At 67.2% G+C, this 18,907-nt stretch carries 18 protein-coding genes and 1 pseudogene; 16 read left to right on the forward strand and 3 right to left on the reverse strand.

What is annotated here, in order from left to right:
• Positions 1-49: 49 nt before the first annotated feature.
• Together ElP_RS35010 and ElP_RS40285 are read right to left on the reverse strand one after the other, a co-directional pair.
• Positions 50-988 carry an ISAzo13 family transposase gene (locus tag ElP_RS35010; protein WP_231749837.1) on the reverse strand — a complete coding sequence of 313 codons (939 nt, stop codon included), beginning with the start codon at positions 986-988 and terminating at the stop codon, positions 50-52.
• Positions 985-1,233, reverse strand: a complete 249-nt coding sequence (locus ElP_RS40285; RefSeq protein ID WP_231749893.1) for a hypothetical protein — start codon at positions 1,231-1,233, stop codon at positions 985-987. Before ElP_RS40285 ends, ElP_RS35010 begins: the two co-directional genes overlap by 4 nt.
• 234 nt (positions 1,234-1,467) lie before the next feature.
• Between ElP_RS40285 and ElP_RS35015 the strand changes: the two genes are divergently transcribed.
• The 3 genes from ElP_RS35015 (at position 1,468) to ElP_RS35025 (ending at position 3,288) form a co-directional block, all read left to right on the forward strand.
• Entirely contained in the window at positions 1,468-1,974 is a 507-nt protein-coding gene (locus ElP_RS35015; RefSeq protein ID WP_197447153.1) for a toprim domain-containing protein, read from the forward strand.
• Between the two features lie 2 nt (positions 1,975-1,976).
• A complete protein-coding gene (locus ElP_RS35020) occupies positions 1,977-2,657 on the forward strand; it encodes a hypothetical protein (protein WP_145279426.1) in 681 nt (226 codons plus the stop codon).
• 94 nt (positions 2,658-2,751) lie between these two features.
• Positions 2,752-3,288 carry a hypothetical protein gene (locus ElP_RS35025; RefSeq protein WP_145279428.1) on the forward strand — a complete coding sequence of 179 codons (537 nt, stop codon included), beginning with the start codon at positions 2,752-2,754 and terminating at the stop codon, positions 3,286-3,288.
• A 673-nt stretch (positions 3,289-3,961) separates the two neighbouring features.
• Here the strand turns inward: ElP_RS35025 and ElP_RS35030 are convergent.
• A protein-coding gene (locus tag ElP_RS35030) for an IS630 family transposase (protein WP_145268065.1) occupies positions 3,962-5,094 on the reverse strand; the annotation gives its coding sequence in 2 pieces (ribosomal slippage) (positions 3,962-4,656 and positions 4,656-5,094; 1,134 coding nt in all).
• Positions 5,095-5,749: 655 nt separating this feature from the next.
• Between ElP_RS35030 and ElP_RS35035 the strand changes: the two genes are divergently transcribed.
• From ElP_RS35035 to ElP_RS37445, 13 genes and pseudogenes are all read left to right on the forward strand, one after another.
• Positions 5,750-6,556 (forward strand): IS5 family transposase, encoded by an 807-nt coding sequence (locus tag ElP_RS35035; RefSeq protein ID WP_145269653.1) that lies wholly within the window; start codon positions 5,750-5,752, stop codon positions 6,554-6,556.
• Positions 6,553-6,879: a hypothetical protein gene (locus ElP_RS35040; RefSeq protein ID WP_145279430.1), complete on the forward strand. Its 327-nt coding sequence runs from the start codon at positions 6,553-6,555 to the stop codon at positions 6,877-6,879. Before ElP_RS35035 ends, ElP_RS35040 begins: the two co-directional genes overlap by 4 nt.
• 475 nt (positions 6,880-7,354) lie before the next feature.
• Positions 7,355-8,728: an IS701 family transposase gene (locus tag ElP_RS35045; protein ID WP_145269655.1), complete on the forward strand. Its 1,374-nt coding sequence runs from the start codon at positions 7,355-7,357 to the stop codon at positions 8,726-8,728.
• Between the two features lie 710 nt (positions 8,729-9,438).
• Positions 9,439-9,744, forward strand: a complete 306-nt coding sequence (locus ElP_RS35050) for a hypothetical protein (RefSeq protein WP_145279432.1) — start codon at positions 9,439-9,441, stop codon at positions 9,742-9,744.
• Positions 9,745-9,945: 201 nt separating this feature from the next.
• Positions 9,946-10,458: a hypothetical protein gene (locus ElP_RS35055; protein ID WP_145279434.1), complete on the forward strand. Its 513-nt coding sequence runs from the start codon at positions 9,946-9,948 to the stop codon at positions 10,456-10,458.
• A 258-nt stretch (positions 10,459-10,716) separates the two neighbouring features.
• Entirely contained in the window at positions 10,717-11,721 is a 1,005-nt protein-coding gene (locus tag ElP_RS35060; RefSeq protein ID WP_197447154.1) for a DUF5076 domain-containing protein, read from the forward strand.
• 626 nt (positions 11,722-12,347) lie between these two features.
• Positions 12,348-14,003: an IS1182 family transposase gene (locus ElP_RS35065; protein WP_145269764.1), complete on the forward strand. Its 1,656-nt coding sequence runs from the start codon at positions 12,348-12,350 to the stop codon at positions 14,001-14,003.
• On the forward strand, positions 13,961-15,244 hold the full coding sequence (locus ElP_RS35070) for a DNA polymerase (RefSeq protein ID WP_145279439.1): 1,284 nt from the start codon (positions 13,961-13,963) through the stop codon (positions 15,242-15,244). The genes ElP_RS35065 and ElP_RS35070 overlap by 43 nt, the downstream gene beginning before the upstream one ends.
• A 216-nt stretch (positions 15,245-15,460) precedes the next feature.
• Positions 15,461-15,757, forward strand: a complete 297-nt coding sequence (locus tag ElP_RS35075; protein ID WP_145279440.1) for a hypothetical protein — start codon at positions 15,461-15,463, stop codon at positions 15,755-15,757.
• Positions 15,754-16,251, forward strand: a complete 498-nt coding sequence (locus tag ElP_RS35080) for a toprim domain-containing protein (RefSeq protein ID WP_145279442.1) — start codon at positions 15,754-15,756, stop codon at positions 16,249-16,251. The genes ElP_RS35075 and ElP_RS35080 overlap by 4 nt, the downstream gene beginning before the upstream one ends.
• Before the next feature lie 708 nt (positions 16,252-16,959).
• A complete protein-coding gene (locus ElP_RS40290; protein WP_231749918.1) occupies positions 16,960-17,205 on the forward strand; it encodes a hypothetical protein in 246 nt (81 codons plus the stop codon).
• 50 nt (positions 17,206-17,255) lie between these two features.
• Positions 17,256-18,113 (forward strand): annotated as a pseudogene (locus tag ElP_RS40295) (nicotinate phosphoribosyltransferase); the annotation flags it as partial.
• Positions 18,110-18,874, forward strand: coding sequence for a hypothetical protein (locus tag ElP_RS37445; RefSeq protein WP_151458176.1), 765 nt, complete (start codon positions 18,110-18,112; stop codon positions 18,872-18,874). The pseudogene ElP_RS40295 and the gene ElP_RS37445, both read left to right, overlap by 4 nt.
• Positions 18,875-18,907 lie beyond the last annotated feature (33 nt).

Here is an 18,907-nt window from a genome sequence, read left to right on the forward strand (position 1 = left end):
CCAGTAAGGAGCCATCCAAGAATAAGTTCCGAGTTCCTCTTGGCCCATATCAATGCAGCACTTGCGGCTGCCGTGGGCTGATGGTGTCGTTCCAGTCCGGGCAGACCTCATGCCGCTCCCGGTCCAGCCGCTCCATCACGGCGGCGGGCACCTTCACCTTCGTCGGATATTCCGCCCGGTCCAGGCTCGCCGTCACTCCCGCCCCGCCGACCTCCGTCCCACGGGCCCAGCCGAGCATCGCCTCCAGGCTTCGCAACGGCTGCCCGGCCCAATTGATGCTCACCGGCCCGAAGAGCCGATGCTCCACCGGGTTCCACTTCGACGCCCCGGTCGGGTAGTGGCAGACCGTCACGTGGAGCCCGTAGCGGTCGGCGATCCGCTCCTGCAGCCGGGCCTTCCAGAGCCGGGGGCGATGGCCGTTGCTGCCGCCGCCGTCGGCCAGGATCAGCAGCTCGTCGGCCCCCCGGTATCGCTCCGAGCCGTGGCGTGCCCACCACGAGCCGATCGCCTCGACGGCGAAGGCCGGCGTATCCGCCGAGGTGCCGACGCAGACGTGCCCCCGGCCCGAGAGCACGTCGCAGATGCCGTAGGGGGTCGCCCGGCACTCGGCATCGCTGAGGAAGTCATAGACATTGACCTCCTCGGGCTCTCGGAGCCAGGCGGCCCCGGCGTTCTTGAAGTTGCCGACCAGTTCCTTCTTCTTGCTATCGACGCCGATGATCGGCTGCCCCAGGCCCTCGAAGATGGCGATCCGCTCGTCGATGTTGCGGGACTGCCGGTCCCGGTCGGGGTGATCCGGCCCGGTGAACCGCTTTCGGTTGACCCGCAACGAGCAGTCCTGATCCCGCAGCAGCCGGGCGATGGTGGTGGGGCTGAGGTCGTGCCCGAGCCGCTCCAGGTCGGCCCCGATGGCCGGGAGGCTGCGGCGGACGAACTCGGTCGGACCCATCGGGTCGCCGCCGGTCGTCGGCTCGACGACGGCGGTCAGGGCCGGGACGACCTCGGGGCTTTTTTTTCGACGGCAGGCCGTCCGCCACCGGGCAAGCGGACCCGATCGCCGGGCCGGCCCTGCAGCGAGTCGGCCAGTTCCCGTCGGCCCCGGCGGATGGTATCGACGTCCAGGCCGGTGATCCGGGACAGGAGGCGACCGCCGCCGTGGCCGACCTTGGAGGATTCGACGGCGGCGTACCAGCGGCGTTGCTGCTCGTCGAGCCGGCTCATCAGGAGGTTCATCCGGCGATGGATCTCCTGATCGGGATGTGGCTCGGGGCCGGTACAGGAGGGGCACTGGCACGGATGGACGTCACGCTGGGGCATGGACGCGCCTTCCCTGTGGTCTCGTCGGAGTCCATGTCATCCTACCAGAAAACTGGAACTTGATCCTGGATGGCCCCTAAGCCGACCTGCGGGGCGTGCGGACTCCACCACGATCCGCAGCAGCCGTGCGGGCGGGGGGAGCCGCGTTGGATGGGGATGCAGGGGTTCTCGAAATTCAACTACCTCTTCAACCTCGCACGTGCACGGGCGACCCCCTGCCACTCCGTCATCCTCGTCGAGGGGGCACCGGACGTCCTCCGCCTCGCGGAGGCCGGCCTGGTCGGCGTCGCACTGCTGGGCTCCGAGGCCACCGACCTACAGATTCAGACGTTGGTCGGGCTCGGCAAGACCATCCTGGTGGCCTTCGACAACGACGCCGGCGGCCAACGGGCCGGCGAACGCTTCTGGACGAAGGTTGGGGGGCAGGGCGTGACCTTCATGCAGTGGGGCGTGCCGGCCGGATTCAAGGACCTCGCCGAGATGACCGCGGATTCGATCCGCACGCGGACGCCCGTTCCGGGTCGGTGTCCTATTGAGAAGGGAGGCCGCCCGACGAGACGCCTCGGGGCAGCCCGATTACCAGAGGGGGGCTGGAGGCACGGTCGAGGACGGCTCCCTGACCAGGACAAGGCGACCGTACAGGGGACGAGGAGATGACCATGACCAACTACTCCGAGGGTCGGATGAACGCGGGCTCCATCCAACTGGAGGGGAACCAAGGGGATGACGGGCACCTCTGCCCGTGCTGCCGGGGCCAGGACCACTCGGGCGAGTCGCCCGACCAGATCGCTTTGCGGCTCAAGCTGCTCGACCTCGGTGGCGACCGCGTCGATGCCGGGGACCACGAGTTCCTGCTCGATCTCGTCGAGGCTGGCTACGCGACGGACGGCAGTGGTGCGAGGCTCCGCAAGATGGAGCCCTCGGAGTGCCACTGCAACGCGGCGTCGCTCTGGTGCGACTCGATGGCCCGCATGACGATCATCACGGGGTACGCCCTGTCAGTGGACGGGATGTGGCGGAAGCACTCTTGGGCACGCTCCGGTGAGGAGATCATCGAGACGACCTGCCGGCGAGAGCTGTGCTTCGGATTCGCCCTCGACTTCGGCAAGGCCCTGTTCTTCACGCTGTCCAACCCGCCCCGGTTCCTCAGGAAGCCCCTCCGGGACAGCGGCGGGCACTTCGGGTGCGACGAAATCTTCCTGCCAATCTTCGCGAGGTTGTGGGGCTGCTCGGTCAAGAGGGCGAGTTGGATCAGGCGGTCCCAGGAGATGATCCTCGCGGCCGTGGGCGAACGACTCATGGGCGAGCTGGGAGGAGAACAACATCCGGAGGACAACTGAGACAACACAACAACTCCTTGCCCCCAATCCACCCCAATACGCAATGAGGACGATGATGCAGACTCCCCACGCAACTCCCACCAAGACCCGCAGGATGCCCGCCTGGCAACAACTGGAGCACCCTCGGAAGGAACAACTGGAGCAACTCCTTCTCTCCCTTGGCGGGGAGCGAGTGGTGTTCCCCTCGTGCGATCCCCACCTGGACGAGATCCTCGATCACGGTCGAACCTACGACGACTACCCGGTCCGACATCGACCGATGGAACGTCACAGGGCCCATAATAACGTCGCCAAGCTTTGGTACACATCACACGGCCGCACAAGCATCGTCACCGGCTACGCTTTGAGTCCGGACGGTTCGTGGTTGTCCCTGACCTGGGGGCTGACGAACGGGGAGGTTGTCGAGACGTCGGGGGAAAGGCGGTCTCGCTACTTCGGCGTCGACCTCGATCTGGAAAAGTCGACGAGATTCGCCTTCGCCAATCCCTACCCCGGCTTCATGGATCGCCTGCGGCGGGACATGGACGCGGGGATGGGCTACCTGGAGTGCCTGCTCCTCATCGCCAAGGTCGCCTCTGCAGCCGGTTACGTCTACGGCTCGGGCCAAGCCCATCGCAAGCCACAACGGTGAACCGCTTATCGCAGGAGACCATACAGGAGGCGTCCCTCGATCTATTCCCGCACAACGCCATGGGCTTTCTGGTGGGCGGCGACCATCGCGAGTGGTGGTGGCGATACAGACGTGTCCTGGAGTCGCCGGATGTCCCCACTTTCTAACGGCCGCGGGGCCTTCGGGCCGCGTGGCGTACGGTCAACCTGCACGAGATCGCATGTCCAGGGACCTTGGATCAACCGACGGGTGGTCAGGGGAGGACCGTCAAGACGACCGTACGCGAACCATGCCTCTTCGCGGACCTCTACCACCTTCGTGACTGCGGTCAGGGCCGAAGACGCGATTGATGCCGGAGTGCTTCGGTAGGCCGGCTGTCGAGCTGTAAGACTAGAGGGTTCATCCCACGAGGCGTCGGGGGAGGGGCAGGGAGAACACCTGGCAACAGCCACCGGATTGCAGGACACCCCCGTGGCAATAGACAACGTCTCCACCTCGGCCGTGCTGCCCGGCCGCCCGGGAGCATGAGGCCGAAGGATGGCTCAATACCGGCAAGGGATCCTCAGCCTCAGCGAGCTCGGCGACGCGGTTGCTACGATGAGCCCGAACACGACGGACCGGTTCATGAAGGCCTGCCAAGGGGCACAGGGCAGCATCGGTTCGCGGCCGCACAACGACGGCTAGTGGTCGTCCGCTATTGAGTTGCCGGGTATAGTCGGTGCAGTTTGATCCGGGCATCCGCCGTGGTGAACTGCCACCGAATGCCCACCATCCGCTCGTTGCGGTCCTCCTCCCACGCCGCGACCTCCCGCTTCAGTTCCTCGCTCGACCCGATCCGCCGGTCCAGGCACTGCCTCGCCAGCACCGACAGCTCGATCTCCGCCATGTTCAGCCAACTCCCGTGCTTCGGCGTGTGGTGGATCTCCAACTTCCCGGCGATCCGACGGGCCCGCTCCGGCGGGAACGCCTCGTACAGCGAGGCGATCTTGTGCGTGTTCAGGTTGTCCATCACCAGCACGACCTTCTCCGCCTCCTCGTGCACCTCCTCCACCAGCCAACGCACCACCTCGGCGAAGTCCAACGCCGTCCGACGCTCGGTGACGTGGACCGCACGCCACCCCAGCAGCGGCATCGTCACCATGAACAGGTTGGCCGTCCCGTTGCGGACGTATTCGTGATCGAACCGCTCGAGCCGCCCTGGCGCTGCCGGGATCGGCACGACCGTCTCGCCGATCAGTTGCTTGCTCGCCTCGTCGAGGCAGACCAGCGGTCGCGTCTCGTCGTAGGGCCGGTGGTAGACCTCCAGCACGTCCTCCATCGCCGCCACGAACTCGGCGTTCGCCTCCGGCGGGATGCACCACTGCTGCTTCAGATGCGGCCTCAGTTCGCTTTTTTCAAAGAGCGGCGCACCGTCTCGTCGGAGATCGAGGGGACGATCTCCAACTCGACGAGCTTGTCGGCCAGCAATCGCATCGTCCAGGCCTTGCGGCCGTCGGGGGGCTCCGAGCAGGCCAGGGCGATCAACTTCGCCTCGGCCCGGCCGTCGAGGGCCCGCTGGCGGCTGGGACGGGCCTGCGTCTTGCGGACCAGGGCGGCCTCCAGGCCCTGCTCGACGAACCGCTGGCGGACCCGCTCGATGGTGGCGACAGAGACCTCGACGGCCTCGGCGATGCGGTCGTCGGGCCAGGCGGGCCCGCCCTCGGCGGCATCAGCCTTGAGGAGGATGCGGGCATGGGCCAGTTTCAGAGCGGAGGCCTTGCCGGCGGAGATGAGATCGAGGAGGGCCTGGCGTTCGTCGGCGGTGAGCGTCACGATGTACTTCTTCATGTCGATGCTCCTGAAGCGGTTAGGGCTCCAGGAGAACCGATTGCAGCCCATCCCTCAAGTCGTCAGTGGCCGACCACTAGGGCATGGTGCTGCGTGTCCCCGGCCACGACAGCGTCGCCACGCCAGGTCTGGCGAAGAGACACCTCAGCCCTGCCCGCCACCACGGCAGTCTTCCAGAGTCGCAAGATGACGGCCACCTCCAAATGGGCGTACGAACTTCGCAGTGGTTCGAGGCCGGCATCCTATTCGGGAAGTGGGAGGACGGCAGGTCAACGGAGATCGGCCAGAGCTATTCCCACGGAAGAGGCGCCGCCCCGGCGACATCGGAACCGGAGAGTCACACCGTGAGACCGCGTCACCAGATCCGCGACACTTCCTTGACCAACTACTTCGACCTGTTCCCGTCCGAGGACTCGTGGACGGAGGAGACTCGCCACAAGTTGGGAGAAACCACCTGGATCAAGGTCGGAGAGATCGTCCTCCAGGAAGGACGGCTGTTTATCGGGGACCAAATCGAGAACAACGCCTACAACCGCTCGGAGATCGAACTTCGGGCAGGGACCTACTCCGTCTCCGTAAGAAGCCCTGACAAAACCGTGTGGCATGGAGTTTGCGCCCTGGTGCTGTTTTCCTCCGAACCGAAGGAGACACCACCATGGCGAGCGCCCACATGCCGGACGAGTTCTTCGATCTGGTTGCCCACCACCTGCCGCCGGAACCGGCCATCGGCCCCTACGGCGGGCGTCCGCCGATCGGGCACCGGGTCGCCCTGCGTGTCATCTGGTTCGTCCTGGCCACCGGCAATCGCTGGGAGGATGTCCCGCAGGAACTCGGCTGCTCAGGTCGCACCGCCCATCGCCGGCTGCGGGCCTGGGAGGAGGCCGGCATCTGGGACCGCCTCCATGCCGACCTGCTGAGGCTGCTCCGCAAGGCTGGCAAGCTGGAGACCGACACGGTGGTCGTCGACGGCGTGACGGTGCGGGCCTCCGGCGGCGGCGAGGCGACCGGCCCGAGCCCCGTCGACCGCAGCAGGAAGGGCACGAAGCACACGGTGATGGTCAGTCGCACCGGAGTGCCGCTGGCGATCCGCACCGCCGGGGCCAACGAGAGCGACCACCGCCAGATCATCCCGCTGGTGCTCGACTTCCCGAGCGTCGCCGGCAAACCGGGCAGGCCGAAGCAGTTGCCGGATGACCTGTATGCCGACCGGGGCTACGACAGCGAGGGGACGAGGGCGTTACTGCGTTGGATGGGCATCGAGCCGCACATCGCCAAGCGTCGGACACCGCACGGCAGCGGGCTGGGCAAGGTCCGCTGGGTGGTGGAGCGGACGATCGGCTGGATCAAGGGCCTGCGGCGGATGCGGGTGCGGTACGACCGGCTGGGGGTGATCCAGGACGCCTGGACGACCCTGGCGGCCTGTGTCATCTGCTTCCGTATCCTCCACCAGGATGTGATGTGATTCACCCGGTTTTGTCAGGGCTTCTAACGGAGTGCGACACCGATGAGGGACGGGTCATCACGAAAGTGCGGGTCGCCCGTGAGGTGGGGGACGAGTGCTTCACGGGGGATCTGGTCGTCGAATTCCACGTGGGGACCGGGGGGATCGCATTCCTCGGGGAAGATGGGACGAACTCGATGCGTTGCAACTTCGCGACGGTGTTCGGGGACGGATACTACCCGGTCAGGGAGGTTGTCTCGGGACGGTCGGTAGTTGGTGTCGAAGTCGACCTCCTGGATTTCCACTTCGACAGTAGCGCCTTCAGTGAGTTCACGGGCAGGTAGCAGTTGGGACGAAGACCTGCAGGGAGAGTACGCAGACCCACAGGGCAGGGCCACCGGCGGAGAAGCTACAGACCGCACGGGAACCATGCCGAGCGGTCGTCCCGTGCGGTACCTGGGTCCGAAATCATGTCGTTCCAGCACGACTCACACCGGATCAACTCCTACGAGTGACCGACCAACATGGTGTGCCGAGACACCCGTAGTGGATCGGTGGCCACTCATCGGATGGGCGGCCACGCGACGTGAGCCCGCCCGGTACCAACCAACCGCATGACGGCGTCGTTTGCCTGCGAGTTGAGAACTCGTAATTTGTGCTTCGAGGGCCTTCGAAAAGGACGCGTCCTATTAAGCAGTAGTTTCCCCGAAAACCTGCACTCCTACCGGCCTCCTGTTGCATCTTGAGCGGGGCATCTCCCGATCGGACCTTGATGGGTTGATCACCACCTCATCCGGTCCCGCACCAGGAGATGCCCCGATGACCGACGCTACGCTGCTCTGGTCGATCTGGCAAGCACTGCTCGCCCGCTTCGCCTGGGCCTTCAACCGGCCCGGACACCGCCGCTTCGTCGAGTGGGTCACCGGCCTGGCCCTCAACGTCGAGGAGCATACCGTCACGCAGTCGGTCCTGGCCCTCGACCGGCCGGCCGACTGGCGGGCGATGGAACGCTTCGCCGAGTACGGGGCCTGGGATGCCGGGGCCGTCACCCGCAGCCTGACCCGGCTCGTCGAGCAGGCCCCCGGCCGCACCTGGCACGGCTATCACGCCCCGGCGGTCGATGACACCAAGGTCCACCGCTCGGGCAAGCACGTCTGGGGAACCTGCACGTTCCACGAGTACACCGCCCGCTGCCCCAACCGGGCCGCCACCGTCCGGGCCCATAACTGGGTCGTGCTCGGGGCCTTGCTCGATGAGCCCGGTCGGCCCGCCTGGTTCCTGCCGGTCTCGGGACGGCTCTACTTCCGCAAGTCGCAACTGCCGGCCCGGTCGGGGTTCGTCGGGCCGAAGGTGGGCTTCCGCACGAAGTGCGAACTGGCCGTGGAACTGATCCGGGAGCAGGCCCGGATCACCGGCGGGCGGCACCTGGCCGTCTTCGACGGCGGCTACGCCCTGAAGAGCGTGATCCGGCCGCTGGTCACGCCCGAGGGCGACTCGCCCCGCATCGAGTTCCTGACCCGGCTGCGGCACGACGCCCGGCTGCACGCCCCGCCGCCGACCGGACGCCGCGAGGGGCAGCGGGGGCCGATGCCGAAGTGGGGCAAGAAGCTGGAGCCGCCCCGCCGGGGCGGCCGGTGGTCCGGGCCGTGGCACGAGGGGCACGCCCTGGTCTACGGCCGGCGGCGGCGGGTCCGCTGGAAGGAGGTCGTCGGCCGGTGGCGGGTGGCCGGCCATGGGGTGCCCATCAAGGCGGTCGTCGCCTGCGTCGAGGGGTACAAGAAGCGGTTCGCCCTGGTCACCTCGGCCGTGGAGTTGACCGGGCTTCAGATGGTCGAGTTGTTCGCCGCCCGCTTCCGGCAGGAGGACGGATTTCGAGACCTAAAGCAGCGGTTGGGATGGGAGCAGTGCCGGGCCTGGACGAGGAAGCCGATCGAGCGGACGAGCCAGGCCCAGTGGGTGACGATGAGCCTGCTGCGGCTGGCCCAGTTCCGGCTGGAGGCGGCCGGCGAGGTGGGCTGGTGGTTCCGGCCGCCGTGGAACCGCAAGAAGGACCGGCCGAGCGTGCTCGATGTCGAACGACTGCTGCGACGGCACGGCCCGGAAATCCGGCGGCTCCTGTCGGAATGGCTGGGAGAAGGGCGGGAGGACGGTTCGAGGCGGTCGTGCGGCGGGGTCGGCGGGGTCGGCGGGTAGCGATCCGACGCCGACGGGCGTTCGAGGCGGGAAATCCGGGGCCGACCGAGCCACCTCACGGTGCGGGTAGCGGGGAGACGCTACGCACCGCCGGAGATGGGGTGGAGTGATTCGGGGAAACTACTGATTAAGAGGATCGAGGTGGATACTGATCGTTCTCGTTGAGCACCAGCACCAAGAGAGAGATTCGGGAAGGGTCATCCCATCAAGTATGACACGGAGCCGAGGTACAGGGAGCGAAGTCGATGACAACGCCACCAAGGATACAGGAGCGACTGCGATGAACAACAACAGGACCGTGATGCCCAGTAACGCGGAGGACCGACAAATCCTCGCGACGTCACTGCTGGAGTGGGATCGACACTTTGATGTCGATCTGGGCCTCGAGAGCCTCTGCTCGCATCGAGCACGGTATCGCCCGCCCGGTAGCCGGTCCAGCACCCCGGAACTTCCATGCTAACCCTCAAGAGACGAAAGGCTCCACGACAATGAGTCAGTTTACCCACTACGAACACCCCGATCCGGCATCCCTCGAGGATTACTGCTGCATCTGCGGATGGCCCCTCGACCAGCCGTCGTTGCGTGGACTCGCTGCTACCGCTTCTCCGTCCGGCTCCGGAGTCGGGAACGACTGGTCCTACTTCGGGCAACTCCATCTGCCGAGCGGGCTCCTGTCAATCGCCGACCCCTGCGAATGCTCGGATGACGGGATGGCTCTGATCGACCTGATGCCCGGCGACTACGCGATCACAATCCAGACCCTCCTCCTGGACCGAGCCCGCTACACGGCCCGCGTGCGACTGGCCTCGGAGCCGGATGGCGAACCAGGCGACCTGCTCGACGACGTCTGGGTCGACGGGGGCCAGCTCCTCCTCTTCGACGACGACCTCGGAGACGCTGCGATGACGACCGTCTGGACCGGCTTCGGTGACGTCCGCTACCCGATCTTCGAGGTCATCAAGGAGGGGAGGCGGGTCGGCGTCGAGATCGCATTCATTGATATCGATTTTCCCTAACGGGTGGATCATGCCACACTGCTGGTCGGCCCGGGCTCCACCTTGGGCCCTCACCTTCGTCCCGACGGGACGTGTCCCGGTCAACTCGAAACCAGGAGGCGGGTGTCGCCGGCTCACCCGCCACGGCAAATTCATGCTGTCATGATTTGCCATCCTTCCAGCCAGCACCAAACCACCATGACATTCACAAGGAGAAGTTCAATGGGTTACGAACCCACCACCGTGAGCGACACGACCCGAGACTCCTGCATCAAGGACCTCCTCGTCAAGGCCGGGGAGCACCTCGACGGCCTCCATGCAGCCAGGGTCTGGATGCTCTACCCGCTCGGCTGCCAGGGGAGTTCGGACCAGAAGGACGTGTACCGCGAGGTCCCCATGCTGGGCGAGGTCGCGGACGCCATCGGCAGGAGGCTCCTGGACGGCTCGCAGCCCGGGATCAAGGCCCGGACCGACGCGGAGACGCTCCGGGCCGTCGGGCATGTCCTGATCAAGGATTACTTCTCGGAGCGCATCCGCGAGCACGACCGCGTGCGGTCCCTCTGGCGATCCGGCGACTGGGAGTCCCTCCACGTGGAGGGCCTCCTCCCGTACGAGTCGGACTACGAGGAACTGATGACCGAGTTTCCCGTTGGGCATCCGGACCACATCACTCGTGTGGCCTACTGTCCCTCCGAAACGGGATGCGAAGACGACAAGCCGTTCCCCTTCCGATGAGTGCTGCACAGCACCAGTCCCCATGAGGCCATGAGCTCGCCCACCGCTATGAGCCCCTGAGCATCCGAGTTCGGTGACGTGGCCCCTCACAACCAGCAGCTTCAGGTGCGGGTGTTCCCTCACCGGAGTCGGGTCAAGGATGACCCGGTCGCACACCGGTCGCGTGCGGCACGAGGAAGGTGCGCGCCGACCGGACGATCTTGAATCCCTGCCGGCATGGCCGGCATCCCGACTTGCCGACACGTTCCAGGAGACAGAATGATGTCATCGCATCGACACGATACCCACCTGACCATCCCGGCTTCCGCCCTGCGCGATCGTTCCTCCGTTGAGATGCTTCGTGTTTGGTTCAACGAGGACGGCCCTCATTGCAGCGTGAGGGCCGGCGTCTGGGAGGAGCACTTTGGCGTCAACGAGCCGACAGGATGGGCCACCCTCATCGCCGATCACCTGCGCGAACTTGCAAACGGGATCGCGCCCGGTGATCCGGGGCTGTCCATCGTGGCGGTCGGTCGGGCTCTCATCCCCGACCTGGATTCGGAGATTGCCGATGCGTCGGCCTACCCGCGGATCGTCGCGCCGCCCCCCTCGGGAGTGGCCGGCAAGCGCAAGCCGCCCCTCGAGCTCCCGATCCCTCCCGCTGTGAGACGCGACCATGATGCCTTCGAGATGATCCGCGTCTGGGTCTCGGTCGGGGACCGTCACGGGAGTGCCAAGCTGGGCGGATTCCGGTCGATCCCCCTCCTGGCCCGCATCTTCTCGAAGGTCACCCGCCAAATTGCCGAGGCGCTCCACTCGAGCCGGGGGCGTGACGTGGGGGACACCCTCCGCACGATGAGGAGCGTCATCCTCTCCGAGCTGGGGGTGTCGGAGGTGCAGCAGCCGACTCCGACACGCCGTGAGGCCGATGGATCGTCAGCCCCGATTGTCCATTTGGGTGACACCCCGATGGCCTGCACACCCTTGAAAGCGCTGATCGAGGCTATTCGATCGAACGAGCCGCAGTCCCATCACTCGAGCGTGTGGTTCTATCGGGCGTGGGCGGAGGCGATTGCGTCCGGGATCGCCGTTGAGGACGGCCCGGATGAAGAGCTCAGTGTGACCTGGCTCGACGGTGAACTGCACATCGCCCTTCCGGTGCTGACCCGTTACCTCCGGTCTCAGGAGGTGAGTGCCGGTGACAGGAGCGCCTGGGAGTCTCGCGAGGACCTCCTCGTGGTCCTGTCGAACCTCGGGTCGATGGCCGAGCACAACCTTGCTTAAGCCTGTAGTCCGGCAGTGCTCAGGGCCGCCCCGGCGAAGCCGGGGCTGGCCCGGGGCCTTGTAAGTCCTGAGAACCTCCCCCCGGGTTTGTTGAACGTAGGCACGAACATTATTAATTTATTTGGGACGATCTGGGTCACCGCCTTCGAATACGACCGCCCCCCGGGCGAGAACCCGGTCCCGACTTCCTTGTGGGCACGTGAGGCACACAGCGGCCTCATCCTGCAACTAGATGGGGGGCGGCTCCGTCGGACGGCGCTGCCCTTTGCCCCCATCGACGAGGAAGCATTGCTGGTGGCCTACGACGCACCCGCCACCCTCGGCTGCTTCCTTTCGCTGGGGTGGGACCTGCCCGCCAACGTCCTCGACCTCGAGGCGGAGTTCCGCTGCCGGCTCTCGGGCCTCGACCAGCTCGGCGACTGTTCCCTCGGCAGGGCCCTGGAGTCCCATGGGGTTGGGGGCCCCGACCACGACCCGGCTTCCCTGGAGGCGCTCCTGCACCGCATTCTGCCGGCCATCGACCTGGACCGGGCCCGCTCTGGGATCCTGCTGGCGAATCCGAGATCGACCAGCGGGTGGGGCTTACGCTACGTCCCAGGGGAATCCCACCCGGACGGAGCCCGCACATGTCGCTTCACCCACGGCCGATCGGATCGGTGCCCGAGGAGGCCGCCCGCGTCGCGCACGCCGCCTTCCCCGGTGGCAACACCTACATTGCCCTGCGCGATGAGCTGGGCACGATCTTCCGAGACGACGACTTCGCCGACCCGTACCCGAGCCGCGGCCGCCCCGCTGAGTCCCCCTGGCGGCTGGCCCTCGTGACCGTCTTCCAGTTCGCCGAGGGGCTGTCCGACCGCCGCGCCGCCGACGCGGTGCGCGGGCGGATCGACTGGAAGTACGCCCTCGGCCTGGGGCTCGACGACCCCGGCTTCGACGCCTCGGTCCTCTGCGAGTTCCGGGCGCGGCTCGTCGCCGGCTCGGCCGAGGGGCGGCTGCTCGACGCGCTCCTCGATCTCTGCCGCGGGCGCGGCTGGCTGAAGACCCGCGGCCGCCAGCGCACCGACGCGACGCACGTCCTGGCCCGCGTCCGCAACCTCGACCGGCTCGAGTGCGTCGTCGAGACGATGCGCCACGTCCTGAACAGCCTGGCAGCGGCGGACCCAGAGTGGCTCCGCCGTCAGGCCCGGGCGGAGTGGGTCGAGCGCTACGGCCGGCGAGCCGAGGAGTCCCGGCTCCCGGACTCCGAGGAGGGCCGCCGCGCCCTCGCCCGGGAGGTCGGCAAGGACGGCCACGCCCTGCTGGCGGCGGCCTACGACGCCGGCGCCCCGCCCTCGGTCGCGCGATCGCCGGCGGTCGAGACGCTGCGCCGGGTCTGGGTCCAGCACTTCCTGGTCGAGGCCGGCGGGCTGCGTTGGCGGGCCGAGGGTGACGGCATCCCGCCCTCCGCCGCGTCGATCAACTCGCCTCACGACTCCGAGGCCCGGTACGGCAAGAAGCGGTCGACGATCTGGGTGGGCTACAAGGCCCACCTGACCGAGACGTGCGACGACGAGTCGCCCCACCTGGTCGTCCAGGTGACGACCGCGCCGGCGCCGGCGGCCGACGGCGATGCCCTGGCCGGGATCTACGAGCAGCTGGGCCGGAAGGATTCGCTGCCGGGCAAGCACCTAGCGGACACCGGCTACATCGACGCCGAGCTGCTGGTCAGCAGCCGCCGCGACCACGGCGTGGAGCTGATCGGGCCGACGCGGCCGGACTACGGCTGGCAGGCCCTGGCCGGCGGCGGCTTCACGGCGTCGGACTTCGCCATCGACTGGGAGGGCAGCCGGGCCACCTGCCCGGAGGGGCGCGTCAGCTCGGGGTGGACGCCGGCCGTGGAGCGGGACCACACCGAGGTCGTGCACATCAAGTTCTCGAGGAAGGACTGCAAGCCCTGCCCCGCCCGAGAGCGGTGCACGGGGGCGGCGAGGCGGTCGCTGACGATCCGGGCCCGCGAGCCGTTCGAGGCGCTGAGGGCGGCCCGCGCGCGGGAGGAGACGGAGGAGTACCGGGCCGACTACGCCCACCGCGCGGGGATTGAAGGGACGATCTCGCAAGCGGTCCGGGTCGCCGGGCTGCGGCGATCGCGCTACGCGGGTCGGGCGAAGACGCACCTCCAGCACCTGGCGACGGCGGCCGCGATCGACATCTTGCGCGTCGTCGACTGGCTCGCGGAGGCACCTCGAGAAGCGACCAGGACGTGCGCCTTCGTCCGGCTGATCACCGCGGCCGTCCCGGCCTGACATTTCGCCAGCAGGATCTCCTGCGGGGCCGGTACACGGCCGCGGTGGCCCGCATGGAGAGGGCCGGCATCCCGGTCCACCACCCCCTCCTGGCCCGCCTGAGGGCACGCTGGCCCGTCCTGCGGGCCTCCTTGATCGAGCGGGTGGACCGGGACTACGGCGTCTTCGCTGGGCCGACCTTCAGGGAGGCCCGCTGGGAGGCGTGGGTGCGGAGCCGGGGCATCGCATGGCCCGCACACGAGTCGGGCGGGTTGGCCCTCGACGACAATTTCAGGGCGATGGCCGTCGCCCACCCGGAGGTGGCTCCCATGTGGGAGCTACGCAAGACCCTCAACAAGTTACGGGTCGATCGTCTTGCCGTCGGCCGGGATGGCCGGAACCGCACGCCGCTGCGTCCCTTCGCCTCCAAGACGGGCCGCAACCAGCCCAGCACGAGCCGGTTCATCTTCGGGGGGCCCGCATGGGTCCGGAGCCTCATCATCCCCGAGCCCGGTCAGGCCCTCGCCCACATCGACTACGCCCAGCAGGAGTTCGGGATCGCGGCGGCCCTCTCTGGCGACGCCGCGATGATGGCGGCGTACGCAAGCGGCGACCCCTACCTTGGGTTTGCGGGGCAAGCCGGGGCGGTCCCGAGCGGGGCAACCGGGGAGACCCACAGCGAGCAACGCGAGCGGTTCAAGTTGTGTGCCCTGGGGATCCAGTATGGGATGGGGGCGAGGGCGCTCGCCCTGCTCATCGGCGGCACAGAGGGCCAGGCCCGCGAACTGATCGACAGCCACAAGACGGTCTACCGGCGGTACTGGGACTGGTCGAGGGCCACGGAGCGTGAGGCCCGCTCCAGCGGGTTGATGCAATCCATCTTCGGGTGGCGTCTGAACGTTCGCGAGCACACCAGGGCCGGCACGATCCGGAACTTCCCACTCCAGGCCAACGGGGCGGAGATCCTGAGGCTGGCGTGCTGCCTGCTGATGGAACGAGGCATCCTGGTCTGCGCCCCGATCCACGACGCCGTCCTGATCGAAGGGCCTGCGGACCAGATCGATGAGGTGGTGGCCGCCGGCCAGGAGACGATGGCCGAGGCCGCCAGGATTGTGCTGGGCGGGTTCCCGCTGAGATCCGATGCCAGGGTCGTCCGATACCCGCACCGGTACATGGACGAGCGAGGGACCCGGTTCTGGGAGGAGGTGTGCGGGATAATGGCCGAAACGAGGACATGTGCCATGTCCGGGGAGGGGACATGATCTGGACCCCTCCGGTGCCCATACGTCCCCTCTTTTGTCTCTCCTTCGACGAAGGGGAGGGAGTTTCCCCTGCCCTCCCACTGATCCGGATCCACAACCATGAGTCTACACCCAGGTGATCTCCTCAGCCCAGCCAATCTCTCCCGGCTAAGGCTGACCGGCACTCCCGACCTCGATGGTGCCCAACCTCCGCCTACCCGTCCTCAGCGACCTCGCGTGCCGGGCCAGTTCCTGAAGGGGCCGATCCCGCTGGACTGGCTGTCGGCCGCGGCCAGGCTGCCCGGCAAGGCCCCCCTGGCGGTCGCCCTGGCCATCCGATTCGAGTCGGGTCGGCGGGGCGACGCCGAGTCGGTCAAGGTAACCAACCCTCTGGTCGCCAGGCTCGGGGTGTCCCGCAAGTCCAAGTACGCCGCCCTCTCCGCCCTGGAGGGGGCCGGCCTCATCCGGGTGAGCCGGCAGCCCAAGAAGTCGGCGGTCGTCACGATCCTATCCAACCAGCAGAGCCACCCATGACCATCGATGTTGACCCCAAGCCCGCACTCCGCCTGACCCGCGACCGGGTCCGGGACCGCCTCACCTTCCCTGCCCGCCACTTCCTCGAGCGAGGCTTCAGCCGAAAGATCCTCGACTCCTTCGACGTGGGCTACTCCGCGAAACGCGACCGGATCGTCGTGCCCCTGTACGACGAGGAGGGAATTCACTGCATCGGCGACACGTTCCGCTCCTACAAGCCGCCCTGCGGGACCTGCCGGAAGCATCATGACCCTGGCGTGCCCTGCAAATACGGGCAGCAGAAGTGGGGGATCATGAGGGGATTCGCGAAGCGAGCCTACCTCTACAACTATGCGGCGGCGCTTCGGGCGGACTCCCCGTTCGTCTTCCTGGTGGAGGGCCCGCCCGACGTCTGGAGGCTCGGCGAAGCCGGCTACGTCGGGGTGGCCCTGTTGGGCTCAAGCATGACCGACGAGCAGCATCGCAAGCAATGGCCCTCGACAAGGAGGTCCTGATCGCTATGGACAATGACGGACCGGGCCGCGCCGCGACAGAGAAGTTGAGGAGGGACCTCCCGTGCTTTCGGCATAACTTCTTCCCGATCCCTCTCCCTCACAAGGACTTCGGGGAGACGCCAGCCTCCATCCTTCGGGAGGCTGTCCACCATCTCCAATCGCAGACCGACATCGCGTCCCGCGGTCAGGCGTATCCTGCGCTCGGTTGACGGCCCCACCACCGTGCCCGGACCAGCCTTACGTCCGTCGAGCAGCACTACTGCCTCGGCGGGCCCCGAACGTCTCATGGGGACCGCCCGGCCACCTGGTCGCGGCACCACAGGTCATCGGGTCTGCCTCGGAAGGAGGACTCCTTGCTCGGTCAGGTCCGCGAGGGTGGCCGAAGCGGCCCGCGACCCTACCGTGACTCGCCGCCAGAGAACCCGCCACAGCTACCCGTCGGGGGCGATGGCGGACACGAGTGACTGCGAGAGGCTTTGCGAGGTCTCCCGATGGGACGGAAGGTTGACTTAAAGCCGAGGCGTGCGGCGGCTCGTAATTGCCAGGAGGGATCGCCGAGGGGTTGGCCTCGGAGGAGGCAGCGGCGGATCGCGACTTCCTCGGCGGGGGAGGACGGGCGGTTGACGCGATCGGGCCAGTCGGGTGGGCAGTCGCGGGGCCAGAGAGTCAGTTTGGATCCGGGAGAGTCGGTCGGCGACGGACCGGGGGGTGGATCATGGGTGGCTCAAGCCCGGTGCCCACGCCGCCACGGCGACCCACCGGTCGGGACTGGAGGCGATCGTCCCGGCACCCTCGCGCACCGACGAGGCCGGGGCGATGACCGACGAGGACCGCCACGCCGAAGGGCCGGAGGAGGACGGGGCGGCACAGGCCGACGTCCCGGTCCCCGAAGCCGAACCGGTCCCGGGCCAGATGTCGGTGGAAGAGTTTCGGCAAGCCCTGGCCGCTCTCTAAGCGACTATGGGGCATGGAGGGAGGGGGAGGGATGCCCCTCCCTCCCTGCTCTGACCAACCACATCGGCACCGATACCGTCGCCGCCATCGACCTGATCGAGGATTACTACAACGGCGACGCGGAGCGTGAGCTGATCGGTTGCTCGGTCCCGGCGACGGAGCACAGCGTCATGTGCATGGGGACCTGCGAAGGGGAGATCGAGACATTCCGCCGCCTGATTACCCGGCTCTATCCGGCGGGTATCGTCTCCATCGTGTCTGATACATGGGATTTCTGGCAGGTCAACAACGGCTTCGCGGCGGAGCTGAAGCCCGAAATCCTCGCCCGCGAAGGCAAGCTGGTGTTCCGCCCCGACAGCGGCGATCCGGTCAGGATCATCTGCGGGGACCCGGATGCGCCAGCCGATTCACCGGCCTTCAAGGGGGCGGTGGAATGCCTGTGGGGCATCTTCGGCGGCACGACCACCGAGAAGGGCTTCCGCGTGCTCGACGGCCATGTGGGCCTGATCTACGGGGATTCGATCACCCTGGCCCGCGCCGAGGCGATCCTGGCCGGGCTGGAGGCCAAAGGCATCGCATCGAACAACGTGGTGTTCGGCGTCGGTTCCTACACCTACCAGTACGCGACCCGCGACACATTCGGCTTCGCGGTCAAATCGACCTACGGTGAGATCAACGGGGGAGGCAGGGAAATCTACAAAGACCCGAAAACCGATGACGGCGTGAAGAAATCGGCGCGGGGGCTGCTCAAGGTGATGAACGTGGACGGGGTCTATTGCCTCGCCGACCGCCAGGAACTGATCGATGCTGATGATTGCAGCATGCAGAAGGTGTTCTGCGACGGGAAGCTCCTGATCGATGACAGCATCGCCGCCGTCCGCGCCCGGCTGACGAACAAGGCGGCATGACGCGCGAAGAGTTGCGGCTCATCTGCGACTCTCTCGACCCAGGCGGTCAGTCGAAGCTCGCCCGGATGCTCAATGTCGATCCTCGTACTATCCGCCGGAAGCTCTCCGGGGCGTCGAGGATCAGCCGGGCGGACGAACTGGCGATCCTGAAGGCGGTGGAGATGGTCGTGGATCGAGGCGGAGGATGCCCGCCACCGGAAGAGGGCGATTTTCCCGTCTCGTCGATGCTATCGGCACAAGCCCTACGACCCGGCTCAACCGCAGCGGAATGGGGCGATGGCCGCCGCGTCATCGTGTCGATTGTCCAACCCGGATGCCCCTCATCGCCCGCCCAGGGAGGACTCAGGATGAGTCGCCTCATCTTCCCCGCGCTCGCCGTCTCCATGCTCTCCGGGTGCAGCGTGCTGGAGCGCGTCGACATGACCATCCAGCGGCTCGACACCGCGAATCACCAGCTGGCGGTAGCAAACCAGCAGATCGCCATCGCCAACCGGCAGTCGGTCGAATCCCAGGCCCTGATGGCCGAGTCGAATCGCCTGGTCGTCGAATCCCAGCGTCAGATGGCAGCCAGCATCGAGCAGGTCGCCCAGTCCAACGGCAAGATCGACGTCTCGAACGCGAACATGGAGGCGACGCTCGCGGAGATGGAGGCATCGCGTGCGGGCATTGCGCGCAGCAATGCGCTGATGACCGAGATGAACGAGAAGATGGGGACGATGATCCAGACGCTCCAGAAGATCCCCGGCTTGAATCCGCAGTAGGCTTGGCGACGAAGCGGCACCATTCGCCGCTGG

This window comes from Tautonia plasticadhaerens, assembly GCF_007752535.1.
Taxonomy (GTDB): domain Bacteria; phylum Planctomycetota; class Planctomycetia; order Isosphaerales; family Isosphaeraceae; genus Tautonia; species Tautonia plasticadhaerens.